Here is a 15,971-nt window from a genome sequence, read left to right on the forward strand (position 1 = left end):
TCACAGTAGTGCGATGAACTGGTCGATCTGTTCAGGACTGATCGACCAGTCGCAGACCAGACGACAAGCAAGCGGCTCTGCGTCATCGGCCCCGTCCAGCTCTCCGCCCCACAGATGATAGACCGCCCCCGCGTCGTGCAATTGCTTGTGCCGCGCGCGCGAGAATTCTGCGAAGATCATGTTCGCCTGCGGTTCATGCAGGAACGAGGCCCCCTTGGCCCGCAACCCCTCCGCCAGACGCGCACAATTGTCATTGGCCTGACGCGCCATCTGCAACCACAGATCATCCTGCAGATAGGCGGCCATCTGAGCCGACAAGTACCGGTGTTTCGAAAACAGATGCGCGCCACGTTTCCGGCGCAGCTCGAACTCCCAGGCTTTGGTCTCGTCGAAAAAGACGACCGCCTCGACCCCCATCAGTCCGTTCTTTGTGCCGCCAAAGCTGACCGCATCAACACCCGATTTCCATGTCATCTCGGCCGGAGAACAGTTCAGCGCGACCAGAGCATTGGTGAATCGCGCACCGTCCAGATGCACTGGCAGGCCGTATTCCTTGGCAACACCGCACAGCGCCTGCAACTCTTCCAGCGCATAAACCGACCCTCGCTCGGTCACCTGTGTGATCGAGACTGGCCCGCGTTGCGGCCCATGCACCCCGCGGGTTTCCTCGGCCAAAATCGTTGCACGCAGCGCATCCGGGGTCATCTTGTCACCACCGGGCACCAGCGTCAGCTTGGCGCCGCTGTAGAATTCCGGCGCGTTGCACTCGTCCTCGTGAATATGCGCAACGGGGGAACAAAACACGGTGTCCCACGGGTTCGCCAGCGTCGACAAAGCCAAAGAATTCGCCGCCGTCCCGGTCGCCACCAGATAGACAGCTGCCCCCGGCGCTTCAAAGATACCACGGATACGGTCGCGCACCTCGTTCATCAGCGTGTCGGCCCCATAGGCCATCTGATACCCTTCATTGGCGGCGTTCAGTGCAGCCATGACCTGCGGGTGAACCGGCCCGGAATTGTCAGAGGCGAAATACATCAGTTGGGCTCCTCGATGATATAGTCTTCCCACTCTTCCATGGGGGTTTCGAACTCGGACACCGTGCGCCCCTGAACCGAGACCCCGGCGGCGTGTACGCTGTCGGGCGTACCAGATATCAAAGGATGCCAGTCGTAAAGGGGCTTGCCCTCCCACAACAGCCGATAGGCGCAGGTCTGGGGCAGCCAATAGGCGTGCTCGTTGATATTGCCGGGCGTCATCACGATGCACTCCGGCACGAATTGGTGGCGGATGTCGTATTGGGTGCAGCGGCAGGTCTCATCGTCCAGCAGACGGCAGGCAACGCAGGTCAGGGCGACCTCACCCGTGTCTTCGTCTTCCAGCTTGTTCAGACAGCACTTGCCGCAGCCGTCACACAGCGCCTCCCACTCGCGCTGGTTCATCTTGGCCAGCGGTTTGCGTTCCAAGAACCGGGCGGACAGGCCGTTGCGGTCAATCGGGTCGGTGGTCATAGCGCCGCCAATAGCGCACGGGCCTTGTCACAATCGACATCCATCTGGGTGATCAGCCCGTCCAGCCCGTCAAACGTCATCTCGGGGCGCAGGTATTCGACCAGACCAACCGAGAGCGTCGCGCCATAAAGATCGCCCGAGAAATTAAACAGGAATGTCTCGATATTGGGCACTTCGCCGTTGAACATGGGTCGCGTGCCAACCGAGGCCGCGCCGTGATAGCTGCCCTGATGCGGGCCATCCAGCACATCAACCAGCACCGCATAGACACCGAACTTCGGAGGGTGCAACCCCTCGATCGACATATTCGCGGTGGGATAGCCCAACTCGCGCCCACGCTGTTCGCCGCCGATCACCTCGCCCTCGATCCGGTGCCAATGGCCCAGCATGGCGGCAGCGTCCCGAGGGCGGCCTTCAGACAGCGCAGTGCGGATCGCGGTCGAGGACACAACGTTTTCCGACCGCTCCATCAACGGTGCGATGGTGACGCCAAAGCCCATCTGGGCCCCGAACCGCACCAGATCATCGGCGGTGCCGCTGCGCCCTTTACCGAAACAAAAATCCGCCCCGACCACCACATGCGACAGCCCCAGCCCGTCGCAGATTACATTGCGCGCGAATTCCTCGGGCGTTAGCCCCGCCAGCGCGGCATTGAACGGCAATTCATACAGTTTGCGCACCCCCAGCTTTTCCAGCCGATGCGCCCGCGCATTGCCCCGCATCAGGCGAAAGGGCGGGGTATCGGGCGCGAAATACTCACGCGGGTGGGGTTCGAACGTCAGCACACCCAAGGGTGCATCCGGGGCGGCATTGCGAGCCAGTTCGATCACCGAGCGGTGGCCGATATGCACGCCGTCAAAATTCCCGATCGCAACGCTTGCGCCACGGTCAGAGGGTTCGATGAACTGGAAATCCCGGATGATCTGCATAACGCCTGCCTAGCGGGACTGCGAGGCAGGTTCAAGGGTCTGAGATGTCAGTCGAACTTGCGCGATGGTGCCAGCACCATAGCCTCGCCCATCAACACCTTTTTGCCGTCCACCGCACAGTGGCAATCCAGCTTGACCCGTCGCTTGGCAAAGTCGATGTCAATCACTTTGACCTCGGCATAGACCATGTCTCCGGGGCGAACGGGGGCCAGGAATTTCAGGGACTGCCCCATATAAACTGTGCCGTGGCCCGGTAGTTGTTCTCCGATCACAGCCGAGATCAGCCCCGCCGTCAGCATCCCGTGGGCAATGCGCCCCTCAAAGATCGTGTCGCGGGCATAATCGTCATCCAGATGCACCGGGTTGCGGTCGGTCGAGACCTGCGCGAACATTTCAATATCTTCGTCCGTCACCACTTTGCGCAGGTGGCGGGTCATGCCCATTTCGATGTCTTCAATACAGATCGTGCCGCGCGGAAGATTGTCCAACATGTCACCCTCACTCGATTTCAGCGGGCAACAAAAAAACCAAAGTCACCCAAGTTGGGTAACTTTATTACTTCGCAACTGCAGAAAATCAAGCCTTTTCTGACTAGCGCAGCCGTCCGATCGTATAGGTGGGGTTGATGTTTTCCCTTGCGATATAACCGGTTAAGGACTCGTGGTGCGGGTGGTGCGACGTTTTGGTTTCCGCCGCTGCCAGTCCGCCCGAGATGAACAGAGAATCAATCCCCTCACCCATGCCCCCCAGAATGTCGGTATGTGGGCCGTCGCCGATGACCAGAATATCCCCATCCGAGATATCGTGACCCAGCTCCTGCAGCCGCCGACGCGCCAGATCATAGATCGGCGGATGCGGCTTGCCGAAGTAAAGGCTCTCGCCCCCCATCTCGGTATAGAGCTTGGCCAAAGCGCCCGCGCACCATTCCCGAACCTCGCCCCGGTCGACCACGATATCTGGATTGGCGCAGAGAAGTTTCATGCCCTTCTGCTTGGCATAAAGGAAATCCGCGCGGTTGACGTCAGGGTCGGCCATCGGATCGAATGGTCCACAGCAGACAATCCCTTCGGCCTGATCTAACGGGACGCGCTCGATATGGATGGGGTGGTGCAAAATCTTCAGCGGCTCGAAAAAGCCGGCATCGCGCGCCCATTCTCCCATGAAGTAAACTTTTTCGCCTACAGCGCCTCGAAACATAGCTGAGCGCGCCGAGTCTCCGCTTGTGGCGATCGTATCATATGCATCGTTGGGAACGTTGAATTGTTCCAGTTGCTCAGCCACCCCTGCGCGGGGCTTGGGCGAGTTGGTGACCAGAACAACAATGCCCCCTTTGGCGCGATAACCTTGAAGCGCTGCCACGGCTTCGGGATAGGCGGTTATGCCGTTGTGTACACAGCCCCAGAGATCGACAAACAGCGCTTTGTAGCGATCGGAGATTTCATCAAGTTTGTGAATAATCTGAGTCATTGAGCTGCCCCCGAGGGTCTGGAGTCGAAGTTGTGCCAGCTATGTCAAAGGTTCGGTCTTTTGACCATCCCAGCTGCAACTTTTCTGAATGAATAGCCGTATGCGTTCAGTTGTCTTCACTGATTTCTTCGACGTCTGGTGCCTGTTGAACGTTTTCGGTGCCTAGAATGACCTGGGCGCCGATCCTGTTCTGAAAGCGAACAACAACCAGATAACCTGGCCCCAACTCGTTGCGCAGTACGTCGACTAGGGGGTTCTCGCGCAGACTTTCCGGCAGGAGGCCTGCAATTGAAGACACCTTGAACGCAGCTTCAACTGGCAGGTCAACGATCAGCCAGATATCGGCTTGCTTGCGTTGAGCGTTGACGTCGACGCGAACAATCTCGACCGAGACTGGGTCAGCCCAAGCGCGAATTGTCTGCGCCAATTGCGCTTCGGTCCGGGTTTCCAGATAGCGGTTATAAGTCGACTTGCCCAATTGAATGACAACGAAGGTCAAGAACGCCAAGGTCACAACGACGCTGGCAGTAAAGTTAAGCTTGCGACGCCCCTTGCTGAAAACCACCGAACGGGCAGCGTACACGATGTAAACCGCGCAAGCCGATAGGATGATCGCCCCAAGGTTTGTTGCGAACAGCAAGCCGGCCTCATAAGCTTCAGCCGCTTCTTCAAAATACATCAATACCCCCGAGGCGGATAACGGGGGCACCAAAGACACGCCGATCGCAGCACCTGGCAGCAGGCTAACTTCTGATCGATTTATCTGCACATACGCCCCGGCGACGCCGGCTGCCAAGGCAACGATCAGATCTTCAGTCCCGGGATCGGTGCGCGCCAGAACCTGATCAGGGATCAGAATTCCGCGAGGAACATCGGCGATATAGACAAGAAACCAGGCCAAAAAGACGCAGACAACTGCCGCCCCGCTTACAATCAGGGCAAGCTTGAACGCACGTCCCAGCCACCCCATGACCATCGAGGCAGCTATGCCCAGTATCGGTGTCATCAACGGTGCGACCAACATGGCGGCAATCACCACGGCGCCTGAGTCGCGAAGCATCCCCATGGTCGCGATCACCACCGACAATGTCAAAAGCATCGCAAATCTGCGCCAGTAGGCCGCTCGGTCATGCCCTTCGAACCGAAGGATATCCCTGGTGGTGCTGAATTTTCGTTTACTCATTCCTGCGACCAAGACCCAAGCAAGACTATCCGCACCAGATTATCAACGGATACGCTCTATGCAAAATCTTGTGTCTTAACGAAAAAAGGCGCCCCGATACAGGCGCCTTTTGTTTGTGGTGTTACGAAGATCACACTTTGAGGTTGGGGATGATCTGCTTTTTCCGGCTCATGATTCCGGGCAGAACCACGGCGTCACCGTCTACTGACGCACCAAAGCTCTTCTCGGCCACGCCTTTCACAAGGTCATTGGGCACAAGCAGGGTGGCTTCTTCGTTGAGGATGTCGACGACAAACAGCAATACCTGATCTACGCCGTCTTCCTTTGCGACATCCACCATCGACGCGGCCAGGCTGTCTTTGCGGTCCAGAACGACGCCCGGAGCGGTGGTTTCCAGGACCGAGACGCGGAACTTGGTGCCGTCGACTTCGTATTCCTTGCTGTCCATGCGGATTAGTTCGGCGTCCGAGAACGAGGACACGTCCGATTTCGCCGCGAACATGTCAGCGGCATAGGCCGAGACGTCCAGACCCAGCTCAGCCGCCAGTTTCTCGGCCACTGCGCGGTCATGCGCGGTGGTGGTGGGCGAGCGGAATTCCAGCGTGTCAGACAGGATGCAGGTCAACGCTGCGCCTTTGACGGCGTCGGGCATCTTGGCGGCGTCGTCGCCCATCAGGTCAACCATGATGGTCGCGGTGCAGGCCAGCGGGCGCACGGTGATGTCGATGGGGCCTTTGGTTTCCAGACCGCCGACCAGCTTGTGGTGGTCGATGATCGCTCGGATGTCGGCGCTGTTGACGCTGGCGGGCAGTTCGGCGGGGTTGTTGGTATCAACGATGACAACTGGCGCGTCCGCGTCCACGTCTGCGATGATGCGCGGCTTGGGCAAGTCCCAGCGCTGCAGCATAAAGGCGGCCTCGGTGTTGGGTTCACCTAGCAGCACGGGTTCGGCCTGTTCGCCTTTGACTTCGTTCAGGTACCAAGACCACAGGATCGGAGAGCCGGTGGAATCGGTGTCGGGGGATTTGTGTCCAAATACGAGGGTTGTCATGTCTGCGTCCTGAGGAAGGTAAATTTGCGCGCCTTATAGGGCGGTCCGGCGCGCTTGTCACCCGCCCCTGCGTAAACTGCGACGAAGGGTAAATTTTGCCTTAGAACGGCGCGCGTTCCAAGGTGTAGCCAGCTTGTTGCAATTGGTTCAGAAGGCCGAATTCGTCAGCAAGATGCCCCGCGCCAACGGCGATGACCGCTGTTTGGTCCTGAATACTCAGAATATGCTTCATCCAGTTGTTGTTGCGCCCGACGAGCAACTGATCTTCAAAGCTGCCCCATTCCTCGTCAAAGACATCCTGTGACAGGCCCGAAGTCTCGAGCCCCTGCAGGCGAGCAAAGTGAAGAATCTCGCCGTGTTTTTCCTCGATATAGGCATTAACCATCGTGGCAAGCTGATCTTCGCTGCTTTCAAAGGCGCTGGCCATTCGCACCAGGGACTGAACCTGCTTTTCCAGCGGATGTTCATTGAACATCGCCATCAGGTCTTCGATTTCTTCCAGTGAGTACTGAGGTTTCCCGAGTTCGACAGCCAGATCAGTCAGGCGTGCATCCATGCCATAGCTGGCATCTTCGTCCTGGGTCATGCAGGGCGGAACACCCAACATCATGCTCAGGAACCATGGGCGCATTTTGGCGGCCATCCAGCCGGGGATGCCTCGATCAGCCAATCCGGTGGACAGGGCGGCCCAGTCTTCTTCAGACATCAGGTCAATCAGGGTTGGGCCCGAGGTTATCAGAACAGGGCTGAGGTCTTGGGCGAGCTGTTGCTCGAATCCGTCCATCTTGTCCTTGGTGACTTCGAAATAGAACGCGTCCGCGTCCGACAGGGCGGGGGCCAGACGTTCCATAACGGCGTCCATGCGTGGATCATTCGTGTGCAGTGTTCCGATCAGGTGCAGTATTGTGTCGCCTTTGGTCGCGATCCAGTGGTTGCCTTCAGAAAACGGGGTACCGCTTACCGCCTGATCAAGCTGCGCCCGCATGTCCGCAGAAAGATCCGGCCGAAGGTCTCGCCCTTCGCAGGCCGCATGGGCTGCCAAAGGAAAAAACAAAAAAGCAACAAAGAACAAGAAACGCATCAGGTTCATCCCGTTTTAACTCGGTACGTATATGTGGCGTGACCTTGCCTTGGCCAAGTGTTGGGTTCAAGCAAGTTGAACAATTGTCGGCGTTTTCTGTGTCTGGCATTCCACAATAAATCACTTAGCATGGCGCCATGGACCGTGAGCAGGATCTCTATCCCCCCATAAAAGCGCTGTTGGAGCGTCAGGGTTATACCGTCAAGGGTGAAGTGGGCGCGGCCGATATCGTGGCTGTGCGCGCAGGTGATGAGCCTGTTATTGTCGAGCTGAAACTGCGATTTACTCTGGCCTTGTTTCATCAGGCGGTAGCGCGGTTAAAGGTTACAGATCAGGTCTATCTGGGCGTGTGCAAGCCAACCGGGCGCAGTGCGCGTCGGGCACTGAAGGATAATCTGGCCATGTGTCGACGTTTGGGACTGGGCTTGATCACCGTTCGCGCGGATGGGGCAGTCGAGGTGCAGTGTGATCCGGGTCCTTATGCCCCGCGCAGGAACAAAGCCAAAGCGGCGCGACTGCTGCGCGAGTTTGATCGCTTGGAGGGTGACCCAAATGCGGGTGGGGCTACGCGGCATGGGATTGTCACGGCTTATCGTCAGGATGCGCTGAAATGTGCAGCGCATCTGGTGGAATGCGGAGCGACCAAAGGAGCCGAGGTCGCCAAGGCAACGGGTGTGACCACCGCCACCCGCCTGATGCGAGAGAACCATTACGGCTGGTTTGAAAAGGTCGACAAAGGTGTTTACGCCCTGACCGATGCCGGACAAGAGGGTCTGAAACACTGGGCTTACAGTTGGGATCAGCCCGAATAGGGGCCGCGGTTCAAAAAATCCTTCACGGCTTGTTGACTCGGGGAATTGCACCCCCTAGCTATGCGTCGTTATCACTCGACAAGTATGAGTGCTAACGCCCCGCCATTCGGCGAGGGGAGGATTAACAACTTTGAGCCCAAGGAGCTGCAAAGATGGCATTGAAACCGCTTCATGACCGCGTGCTGGTTCGCCGTACCGAAAGCGAAGAAAAAACCGCAGGCGGCCTGATCATTCCTGACAGCGCAAAAGAAAAGCCCAGCGAAGGCCAAGTGGTCGCAACCGGCGAAGGCGCACGCAAGGACAGCGGCGAGCTGATCGCGATGGCTGTGAAAGCTGGCGACAAGATCCTGTTCGGCAAATGGTCGGGCACCGAGGTCACCGTCGACGGCGAAGAGCTGCTGATGATGAAAGAAAGCGACATCATGGGGATCATCGAGTAAGCGCACGCTTCACTCTGATCTTCATCTACAACCTATTTCTCAAGGAGAAACGACATGGCTGCAAAGGACGTCAAGTTCGACACCGATGCCCGTAACCGCATGCTGGCAGGCGTAAACATCCTGGCCGATGCTGTTAAAGTGACCCTGGGCCCCAAAGGCCGCAACGTGGTTCTGGACAAATCCTTCGGCGCACCGCGCATCACCAAAGACGGTGTGTCGGTTGCCAAGGAAATCGAACTGGAAGACAAGTTCGAAAACATGGGCGCGCAGATGGTGAAAGAAGTCGCCAGCCGCACCAATGACGAAGCCGGCGACGGCACCACCACCGCGACCGTTCTGGCCCAAGCCATCGTTCGCGAAGGTCTCAAGCAGGTTGCAGCTGGCCTGAACCCGATGGACCTGAAGCGCGGCATCGACCTGGCGACCGCCAAGGTTGTTGAAGGCATCAAGTCGGCTTCGCGCGAAGTCAAAGACTCGGCCGAAGTTGCTCAGGTTGGCACCATCTCGGCCAACGGCGAAGCCGAGATTGGCCAGCAGATCGCAGACGCGATGCAGAAGGTTGGCAACGAAGGCGTTATCACCGTCGAAGAAAACAAAGGTCTGGAAACCGAGACCGATGTTGTCGAAGGTATGCAGTTCGACCGTGGCTACCTGTCGCCTTACTTCGTCACCAATGCAGACAAGATGATTGCAGAACTCGACGACTGCATGATCCTGCTGCACGAAAAGAAACTGTCCTCGCTGCAGCCGATGGTTCCGCTGCTGGAACAAGTGATCCAGTCGCAAAAGCCGCTGCTGATCATCGCGGAAGACGTTGAAGGCGAAGCGCTGGCAACTCTGGTTGTCAACAAACTGCGCGGCGGCCTGAAAATTGCTGCTGTCAAAGCACCGGGCTTCGGCGATCGTCGCAAAGCCATGCTGCAGGACATCGCGATCCTGACTGGCGGTCAGGTCATCAGCGAAGATCTGGGCATGAAGCTCGAGTCCGTGACCATGGACATGCTGGGCACCGCCAAGAAGATCGAGATCACCAAAGACGAAACCACCATCGTCGACGGTGCTGGCGAGAAGGCCGAGATCGAAGCACGTGTTGCTCAGATCCGCACTCAGATCGAAGAAACTTCGTCGGACTACGACCGTGAGAAGCTGCAAGAGCGCGTTGCCAAACTGGCAGGTGGTGTTGCCGTGATCCGAGTCGGCGGCATGACCGAGGTTGAAGTGAAAGAGCGTAAAGACCGTGTGGACGATGCTCTGAACGCGACCCGCGCTGCTGTGCAGGAAGGCGTTGTCGTGGGCGGTGGTGTTGCTCTGGTTCAGGCCGGTAAAGCACTGGAATCGCTGGAAGGTGCAAACGCGGATCAGAACGCAGGCATCAACATCGTTCGCAAAGCAATCGAGGCGCCGCTGCGCCAGATCGCTGAAAACGCAGGTGTTGACGGTGCGGTTGTTGCGGGCAAAGTCCGCGAATCCGGCGACGTGACCTTCGGTTTCAACGCACAGACCGAAGAATATGGTGACATGTTCTCGTTCGGCGTGATCGACCCTGCCAAAGTTGTCCGGACCGCTCTGGAAGACGCGGCATCGGTTGCTGGCCTTCTGGTCACCACCGAAGCGATGGTTGCAGATCGTCCGGCCAAAGAAGGCGCGGCACCTGCAGGCGGCATGCCCGACATGGGCGGCATGGGCGGCATGATGTAAGCACGTCGAATTCGCCTCGGCGAATTTTGACGAGCCCGAAAGGCGCTTGGCCAAAAGGCCAAGCTGCCGGAAGGGAAGCCGCAGAGCTTAGGAATGGGGTCGCCTTTGGGCGGCCCCGTTTCGTTTCAATCCTCGCGCCAGATTGTGAATGTGCAAACGGCCCTAAACCCATTATGCGGTTGTTATGAAACTGTTCCTGTTGACGGCCCTAACCATGGTTGCTTTTGCGGCCAACTCGATCCTCAACCGGCTTGCCATCGACAGCGGGGCAAGCGATCCAGCCGGATTTGCCACTGTGCGCGTACTGGCCGGGGCGTTGGTTCTGGCCGCGCTTGTTTTCTTCAAAGGGGGCCATCTGCCGCTTTGGAATATGCGGCGGATCGCAGGGGCAGGGTCATTGTCATTATACATGATCGGGTTTTCGATTGCCTATCTGACGCTAGATGCGGGATTGGGCGCGTTGATCCTGTTTGGTGTCGTGCAGATCACGATGTTTGCCGTGACCTCTGTTACCGGGGTCCTGCCTACCGTGCGCCAGATCGCTGGCGCGGTGATCGCGCTGGCAGGATTGGCCTGGGTGCTTTGGCCCACAGATCAAGTGCAGGTCAGTCCGGTTGGCGCGACGCTGATGACAGCCGCCGGGATTGGGTGGGCGATCTATTCGCTGGTCGGTCGGTCCGAGCCGGATGCTCTGGCCGGGACTGCGGCAAATTTCGTGGTCGCCCTGCCGGTGACGGCGTTGGCTTTGCTGACCGTTGGAGGCGATTGGCAGATGACCGGCACGGGATACGTGTTGGCGGCCGTGTCGGGTGGTGTCACCTCGGGGATGGGCTATGCGCTGTGGTACCGCGTGCTGCCGCAACTGGCCCCGACCACGGCGGCGGTGGTGCAGCTGAGCGTGCCGATCATTGCCATTCTGGGTGGTGCGGTTCTGTTGGGTGAGGTCGCCAGCTTGCGCCTGATCTTTGGTGCGGCACTTGTGCTGGGCGGTATCGCGCTGGCTGTTCTGCGCCTGAAACCGCGCTAGGGGTTTCATCACTCGCGCTTAGGGCTTATCTGGCCGCTATGAGAGTTCTGCTGACCCTAATTCTGTTCCTTCTGCCGGTTGCGGCCCAAGCGAAATGCGTAGTTCTTTTGCACGGGCTTGCGCGGACCGAGGCGTCGTTTACCGTAATGGATCAGCTGTTCAAGGCGCATGGTTATACGGTTGTGCGACCGGGCTACCCCTCGACCGACTTGCCAATCCCAGACCTTGCGAACCAGACCCTGCCGGATGCGTTCGCGGCCTGTGGCGAGGATACGGTCAACGTGGTGGCTCATTCGATGGGCGGCATCCTGCTGCGCTATTGGCTGCAGGACAACATGCCCGAAAATCTGGGCCGCGTGGTCATGCTGGGCCCGCCCAACCAGGGCAGCCAATTGGTGGACGAACTTAGCGCCTATGAGGTGTTCGGCATGTTGAACGGCCCCGCCGGCCTTGCGCTGGGCACCGGCCCCGAGGGCCTTCCGCGCATGTTGCCGCCGGTGGATTTTGAATTGGGTGTGATTGCGGGCAAAGACACACTGAACCCATTGTTTTCCTCGATGATTGACGGTCCGGATGACGGCAAGGTTTCGGTCGAAAGCACCAAGGTCGCGGGCATGAAGGACCATATCGTCCTGCCAGTAACCCACACTTTTATGATGAACAACCCGCGCGTCATGGCACAGGCGCTGCACTTCATCGAATTCGGTCAGTTTGATCCTCAGATCACGTGGCTGGACGGGGTGCAGGATATCATCGACGAGATCTGCATCGGTCAGGATTGCTCCGAGCCCGAGTCGGAGCGTTCCGAATGACCGCCTTGAACCTGACCTTGACCGGCGCAGAGGTTCTGCTGCCGGAGGATGGGCTGATCCCGACCGACCTGTTCTTGGCGGACGGTGTTATACAGGCGGATGCCACCGGTCGCCCTATTGATCTGTCCGGTTATCTGGTGCTGCCGGGCATCATCGACCTGCACGGCGACGGGTTCGAACGCCATATCGCCCCGCGCCGGGGTGCGATGAAACAGATGGACGAAGGCATCCTCTCGGTCGAGGCCGAACTGGCCGCCAACGGCATCACCACCGCCGTTCTGGCGCAGTTCTACAGTTGGGAGGGCGGCGTGCGCGGTCCCGAATTCGCGGGGCAGGTGTTTGATGCGATTGCTGCGGTCAAAGGCCGCGTCGTGACCGACCTGCTGCCGCAATTGCGGTTCGAGACGCATATGCTGGACGACTACGCCGGTCTGCCCAATAAGATCGCGGCGTGGCAGGTGCCCTATGTGGTGTTCAATGACCACCTGCCGCATGACCGTCTGGCCGAGGGGCGCAAGCCACCGCGCTTGACCGGACAGGCGCTGAAAGCCGGGCGCAACCCGGACAAACATTTTGAGATGCTGCTCTCCATGCATGCCCGTGGCGGTGACGTTCCGGCGGCGCTGGATCAGCTGTGCGCGACATTGGTGGGGCAGGGGGTGCGCATGGGCAGCCATGATGACGCCACCGCCGAAACCCGCGCAGACTGGCGCGCACGCGGGGCGCAAATCTCGGAATTCCCCGAAACGCTCGAGGCTGCCGAGGCCGCGCGTGCCGCAGGCGACCACATCATTCTGGGCTCACCCAACGTGGTGCGCGGCGGATCGCACAAGGGCAATGTCAGCGCGCTGGACCTGATCACGATGGGGCTGTGCGACGCGCTGGCCTCGGACTATCACTACCCAAGCCCGCGCCGCGCCGCGCTGATGTTAGCCAAATCCGGCCTGTTGGATATGGCCGGGGCCTGGGCGCTGGTTTCTTCGGGGCCCGCACGCGTTCTGGGTCTGAACGACCGGGGCACGTTGGCTGCCGGGAAACGTGCCGACTTGACCATTCTGGACAAACACACCCACCGGGTCGCCGCGACTATGGCAGGAGGTCGGATCAGCTATATGGCCGGGGATGTCGCGAGCCGGTTCGTCATCTGATCCGCGCTTCATCGGGCTAAAAATACCTCCGCCGGGGGCATCGCGCGTCAGAGCGCTTTCTCAGCGCACGATCCGGTTGAAATGCCCCATCTTACGGCCTGCCTTGACCTCGGCCTTGCCATAAAGATGTAGCGCCACGTCCCGTTCCTGCGCCAGTTCAGGCACACGGTTCATGTCGTCGCCGATCAGGTTCTCCATCACCACATCCGAATGCCGTTGCCCGTCACCCAAAGGCCACCCGGCCACCGCGCGGATATGCTGCTCGAACTGATCCACCGCGCAGCCGTTCTGCGTCCAATGGCCCGAATTATGCACGCGTGGCGCGATCTCGTTCACGATCAGACCCTGCGGCGTCACGAACAGCTCAACCCCCATCACGCCCACATAGTCCAGTGCGTTCAGGATATTGGCTGCCAACAGCACCGCATCGGTGCGCTGGGCCGGACGCAGACGAGCGGGCACCGTCGTCGTGTGTAGGATGCCATCGCGGTGCACGTTCTCACCGGGGTCAAAACAGGCGACCTGCCCATCCAGCCCGCGCGCGGCGATGATCGAGACCTCGTGGCTGAACTCAACAAATCCCTCAAGGATCGCAGGAGCGCCTGCCATATCGGCCAGCGCAGTCTCGGCATCCTCAGGCGTGCGCAACCGGGCCTGCCCTTTGCCGTCATAACCAAAGCGGCGGGTTTTCAGGATCGCAGGCACGCCGAACTGATCAATTGCCGATTTCAGGCTGTCCAGATCGGTGATATCCGCGAAAGGCGCGGTTTGCAGGCCCAGCCCTTGAAGAAAATTCTTCTCAGTCAGGCGGTCCTGACTGACCCGCAGCGCCTCGCGGCCCGGACGAATAGGGCGATGGGATTCCAACAGGTCCAGCGCTTCGGTGGGGATGTTTTCGAATTCATAAGTGATGACATCGACGGACTCGGCGAAGGCGCGCAGGGCGTCGACATCGTCATAGGCTGCCGTGGTCACCCGGTCGGCCACCTGACCGGCGGGCGGGTTGGCACCGGGTTCATAGATATGGGTCACAAACCCTAGCCGAGCGGCCGCCACGGACAGCATCCGCCCCAGCTGCCCACCCCCCAGAATCCCGATCGTCGCGCCGGGCTGCAGCATCTCAGTCATCGACAGGCTCCTGCGGGATCGAGGCCGACAGCGCGTCACGCCACGCATCCAGACGGTCTGCCAAAGCACCGTCCTGGAGTGCCAGAATACCGGCTGCCATCAGGCCCGCATTGACCCCACCGGCGGCACCAATCGCCATCGTCGCCACGGGAAACCCTTTGGGCATCTGCACAATCGAATACAGCGAATCGATCCCCGACAGCGCCCGAGTTTGCACCGGAACACCGATCACCGGCACACGGGTTTTCGAGGCCATCATGCCGGGCAGATGTGCTGCCCCTCCGGCACCGGCGATGATCACATGCAGACCACGCGATGCGGCGGTCTTGCCATAGTCCCACAACCGGTCCGGGGTACGGTGGGCGGACACGATGCGCTTTTCATAGGCTATGCCCAATTCGTCCAGAATATTGGCGGCTTCTTTCATCGTGGGCCAGTCCGACTGGCTGCCCATGATGATCCCCACTTTCACGTCGCTCATCCGCTTACTTCCCTGCGTGCCGAAAGAGCGCGCACTATAGCCAAATCCGCATTCGTGGCAATGCAGTTTGGTTTCGTCGGAGAGCCTTTAGCTTCAGTGTCTCGAAGGACTTGCCCACCATCTGAGCAACCCATAGGACACTGCGCATAAGCACATCAGCAACATGGTCTTTTTCAGCACAAGATGTGCAAAATAAAGGAAGCTTGCGACCGGAACCCATGCATCAGGGTTTCCGCGTAGCAGTACATAGTGCTGCCCGTTGTCCAGCTTGTGAGAAACCACAACATCTCCAATCGCCAGATGCACCACTATTGTAGCAAGGAACACGCCCCAAAACCCGGCAAAAAAGCGCTTTGATCCCCATTTTTGGAAACCCGGAGACAGAGGGCCCCACATATCTCAGGCGATGATATCGGGGGTCAGACGGTCTTCGATCAGGCGGATGATGTCTTTCAGCCGCAATTTCTGCTTTTTCAAGCGCTTGATGGTCAGTTGATCCGCCGTTCCGGTGCCTTGAAGTGCCTCAATCGCTTCGTCCAGATCACGGTGCTGGCGGCGAAAAACCTCCAGCTCGACCCGCAGAACGTCATCAGTTTTCATCGAAAGATCGGTGGGCGCGTTCATGGGCGACTCAGTGATTATTGTGGTGCTTGTCACACAAGATAGTGTGTCAGGGTTTATCCCGCCAGACCTTGTGGACATCTGGCTACATTCCCATATTCTATTCTACGCGGTTGCCGGAACGGGGCCGCACCACACGTCGCTTTGACAATAAAGGACGAAATACGTGTCTAAACTTACCTTAGGCTCATACCCGCATCTTTTGGGGTTCGAGCAACTGGAACGCCTTTTGGAACGGTCTGCAAAGGCCGGAAATGAAGGATATCCGCCCTACAATATCGAACAGACCTCGGACTTTTCCTATCGGATCACGCTGGCCGTGGCCGGGTTTGCCGAGCAGGATCTGTCGATCACCATCGAGGATCGCCAACTGGTGATCCGGGGCCGTCAACGCGACGACAGCGAGGGGCGTATATTCCTGCATCGCGGCATCGCGGCGCGTCAATTCCAGCGCATGTTCGTGCTGGCCGACGGGGTCGAGGTGGGCGAGGCGATCATGGAAAATGGTCTGCTGCATGTGGATCTGACCCGCGCCGTGCCCGAAACCGTGGTGCAAACGATCAACATAAGAAAGGGGTAAGAGCA

At 59.0% G+C, this 15,971-nt stretch carries 18 protein-coding genes; 7 read left to right on the forward strand and 11 right to left on the reverse strand.

The genetic code is table 11. The annotated features are described in order from the left end of the window. The 8 genes from J7380_RS05945 to J7380_RS05980 form a co-directional block, all read right to left on the reverse strand. A complete protein-coding gene (locus J7380_RS05945; protein WP_209194914.1) occupies window positions 1-1,035 on the reverse strand; it encodes a low specificity L-threonine aldolase in 1,035 nt (344 codons plus the stop codon). Further along, a complete protein-coding gene (locus tag J7380_RS05950; RefSeq protein WP_209194915.1) occupies window positions 1,035-1,508 on the reverse strand; it encodes a YcgN family cysteine cluster protein in 474 nt (157 codons plus the stop codon). Before J7380_RS05950 ends, J7380_RS05945 begins: the two co-directional genes overlap by 1 nt. Further along, on the reverse strand, window positions 1,505-2,437 hold the full coding sequence (locus tag J7380_RS05955) for a bifunctional riboflavin kinase/FAD synthetase (protein ID WP_209194916.1): 933 nt from the start codon (window positions 2,435-2,437) through the stop codon (window positions 1,505-1,507). Before J7380_RS05955 ends, J7380_RS05950 begins: the two co-directional genes overlap by 4 nt. Window positions 2,438-2,484: 47 nt before the next feature. Then, window positions 2,485-2,928, reverse strand: coding sequence for a MaoC family dehydratase (locus J7380_RS05960; protein WP_170352332.1), 444 nt, complete (start codon window positions 2,926-2,928; stop codon window positions 2,485-2,487). A gap of 100 nt (window positions 2,929-3,028) precedes the next feature. Then, window positions 3,029-3,904 (reverse strand): TIGR01459 family HAD-type hydrolase, encoded by an 876-nt coding sequence (locus J7380_RS05965; protein ID WP_209194917.1) that lies wholly within the window; start codon window positions 3,902-3,904, stop codon window positions 3,029-3,031. A gap of 106 nt (window positions 3,905-4,010) precedes the next feature. Beyond that, window positions 4,011-5,087, reverse strand: a complete 1,077-nt coding sequence (locus tag J7380_RS05970; protein ID WP_209194918.1) for a DUF389 domain-containing protein — start codon at window positions 5,085-5,087, stop codon at window positions 4,011-4,013. Between the two features lie 130 nt (window positions 5,088-5,217). Next, window positions 5,218-6,138, reverse strand: a complete 921-nt coding sequence (locus tag J7380_RS05975) for a manganese-dependent inorganic pyrophosphatase (protein ID WP_209194919.1) — start codon at window positions 6,136-6,138, stop codon at window positions 5,218-5,220. Window positions 6,139-6,238: 100 nt separating this feature from the next. Beyond that, on the reverse strand, window positions 6,239-7,219 hold the full coding sequence (locus tag J7380_RS05980) for a TraB/GumN family protein (protein ID WP_209194920.1): 981 nt from the start codon (window positions 7,217-7,219) through the stop codon (window positions 6,239-6,241). 137 nt (window positions 7,220-7,356) lie between these two features. Between J7380_RS05980 and J7380_RS05985 the strand changes: the two genes are divergently transcribed. From J7380_RS05985 to J7380_RS06010, 6 genes are all read left to right on the forward strand, one after another. After that, on the forward strand, window positions 7,357-8,031 hold the full coding sequence (locus J7380_RS05985) for a DUF2161 family putative PD-(D/E)XK-type phosphodiesterase (protein ID WP_209194921.1): 675 nt from the start codon (window positions 7,357-7,359) through the stop codon (window positions 8,029-8,031). A 152-nt stretch (window positions 8,032-8,183) separates the two neighbouring features. Beyond that, complete coding sequence (gene groES / locus J7380_RS05990) at window positions 8,184-8,471, forward strand: co-chaperone GroES (protein WP_039185788.1); 288 nt, start codon at window positions 8,184-8,186, stop codon at window positions 8,469-8,471. A gap of 54 nt (window positions 8,472-8,525) precedes the next feature. Continuing rightward, window positions 8,526-10,169 carry a chaperonin GroEL gene (groL, locus tag J7380_RS05995; RefSeq protein ID WP_209194922.1) on the forward strand — a complete coding sequence of 548 codons (1,644 nt, stop codon included), beginning with the start codon at window positions 8,526-8,528 and terminating at the stop codon, window positions 10,167-10,169. 184 nt (window positions 10,170-10,353) lie between these two features. Beyond that, window positions 10,354-11,196 (forward strand): DMT family transporter, encoded by an 843-nt coding sequence (locus tag J7380_RS06000; RefSeq protein ID WP_209194923.1) that lies wholly within the window; start codon window positions 10,354-10,356, stop codon window positions 11,194-11,196. A gap of 38 nt (window positions 11,197-11,234) precedes the next feature. Further along, complete coding sequence (locus J7380_RS06005) at window positions 11,235-12,008, forward strand: alpha/beta fold hydrolase (RefSeq protein ID WP_209194924.1); 774 nt, start codon at window positions 11,235-11,237, stop codon at window positions 12,006-12,008. Continuing rightward, complete coding sequence (locus J7380_RS06010; protein ID WP_209194925.1) at window positions 12,005-13,156, forward strand: alpha-D-ribose 1-methylphosphonate 5-triphosphate diphosphatase; 1,152 nt, start codon at window positions 12,005-12,007, stop codon at window positions 13,154-13,156. The genes J7380_RS06005 and J7380_RS06010 overlap by 4 nt, the downstream gene beginning before the upstream one ends. 60 nt (window positions 13,157-13,216) lie before the next feature. Here J7380_RS06010 and J7380_RS06015 read toward each other — a convergent pair whose 3' ends face one another. From J7380_RS06015 to J7380_RS06025, 3 genes are all read right to left on the reverse strand, one after another. Next, window positions 13,217-14,284, reverse strand: coding sequence for a 5-(carboxyamino)imidazole ribonucleotide synthase (locus J7380_RS06015; protein ID WP_209194926.1), 1,068 nt, complete (start codon window positions 14,282-14,284; stop codon window positions 13,217-13,219). Beyond that, window positions 14,277-14,765, reverse strand: a complete 489-nt coding sequence (purE, locus tag J7380_RS06020) for a 5-(carboxyamino)imidazole ribonucleotide mutase (RefSeq protein WP_209194927.1) — start codon at window positions 14,763-14,765, stop codon at window positions 14,277-14,279. The genes J7380_RS06015 and purE overlap by 8 nt, the downstream gene beginning before the upstream one ends. 399 nt (window positions 14,766-15,164) lie before the next feature. Beyond that, window positions 15,165-15,389 (reverse strand): DUF465 domain-containing protein, encoded by a 225-nt coding sequence (locus J7380_RS06025; RefSeq protein WP_170352346.1) that lies wholly within the window; start codon window positions 15,387-15,389, stop codon window positions 15,165-15,167. A 163-nt stretch (window positions 15,390-15,552) separates the two neighbouring features. Here J7380_RS06025 and J7380_RS06030 point away from each other — a divergent pair, with 163 nt between their 5' ends. Further along, the gene (locus tag J7380_RS06030; RefSeq protein ID WP_058280036.1) at window positions 15,553-15,966 is read left to right on the forward strand and encodes an Hsp20 family protein; all 414 of its coding nucleotides are present in this window, start codon (window positions 15,553-15,555) and stop codon (window positions 15,964-15,966) included. Window positions 15,967-15,971: the final 5 nt, after the last annotated feature.

The organism is Ruegeria sp. R8_1 (genome assembly GCF_017743815.1).
GTDB classification, from domain to species: Bacteria; Pseudomonadota; Alphaproteobacteria; order Rhodobacterales; family Rhodobacteraceae; genus Ruegeria; species Ruegeria lacuscaerulensis_A.

Bases quoted from the DNA above. Each gene is read 5' to 3' on its own strand.
- J7380_RS05945 (WP_209194914.1), bottom strand. From the start codon at position 1,035: ATGTATTTCGCCTCTGACAATTCCGGGCCGGTTCACCCGCAGGTCATG.
- J7380_RS05950 (WP_209194915.1), bottom strand. From the start codon at position 1,508: ATGACCACCGACCCGATTGACCGCAACGGCCTGTCCGCCCGGTTCTTG.
- J7380_RS05955 (WP_209194916.1), bottom strand. From the start codon at position 2,437: ATGCAGATCATCCGGGATTTCCAGTTCATCGAACCCTCTGACCGTGGC.
- J7380_RS05960 (WP_170352332.1), bottom strand. From the start codon at position 2,928: ATGTTGGACAATCTTCCGCGCGGCACGATCTGTATTGAAGACATCGAA.
- J7380_RS05965 (WP_209194917.1), bottom strand. From the start codon at position 3,904: ATGACTCAGATTATTCACAAACTTGATGAAATCTCCGATCGCTACAAA.
- J7380_RS05970 (WP_209194918.1), bottom strand. From the start codon at position 5,087: ATGAGTAAACGAAAATTCAGCACCACCAGGGATATCCTTCGGTTCGAA.
- J7380_RS05975 (WP_209194919.1), bottom strand. From the start codon at position 6,138: ATGACAACCCTCGTATTTGGACACAAATCCCCCGACACCGATTCCACC.
- J7380_RS05980 (WP_209194920.1), bottom strand. From the start codon at position 7,219: ATGCGTTTCTTGTTCTTTGTTGCTTTTTTGTTTTTTCCTTTGGCAGCC.
- J7380_RS05985 (WP_209194921.1), top strand. From the start codon at position 7,357: ATGGACCGTGAGCAGGATCTCTATCCCCCCATAAAAGCGCTGTTGGAG.
- groES (WP_039185788.1), top strand. From the start codon at position 8,184: ATGGCATTGAAACCGCTTCATGACCGCGTGCTGGTTCGCCGTACCGAA.
- groL (WP_209194922.1), top strand. From the start codon at position 8,526: ATGGCTGCAAAGGACGTCAAGTTCGACACCGATGCCCGTAACCGCATG.
- J7380_RS06000 (WP_209194923.1), top strand. From the start codon at position 10,354: ATGAAACTGTTCCTGTTGACGGCCCTAACCATGGTTGCTTTTGCGGCC.
- J7380_RS06005 (WP_209194924.1), top strand. From the start codon at position 11,235: ATGAGAGTTCTGCTGACCCTAATTCTGTTCCTTCTGCCGGTTGCGGCC.
- J7380_RS06010 (WP_209194925.1), top strand. From the start codon at position 12,005: ATGACCGCCTTGAACCTGACCTTGACCGGCGCAGAGGTTCTGCTGCCG.
- J7380_RS06015 (WP_209194926.1), bottom strand. From the start codon at position 14,284: ATGACTGAGATGCTGCAGCCCGGCGCGACGATCGGGATTCTGGGGGGT.
- purE (WP_209194927.1), bottom strand. From the start codon at position 14,765: ATGAGCGACGTGAAAGTGGGGATCATCATGGGCAGCCAGTCGGACTGG.
- J7380_RS06025 (WP_170352346.1), bottom strand. From the start codon at position 15,389: ATGAACGCGCCCACCGATCTTTCGATGAAAACTGATGACGTTCTGCGG.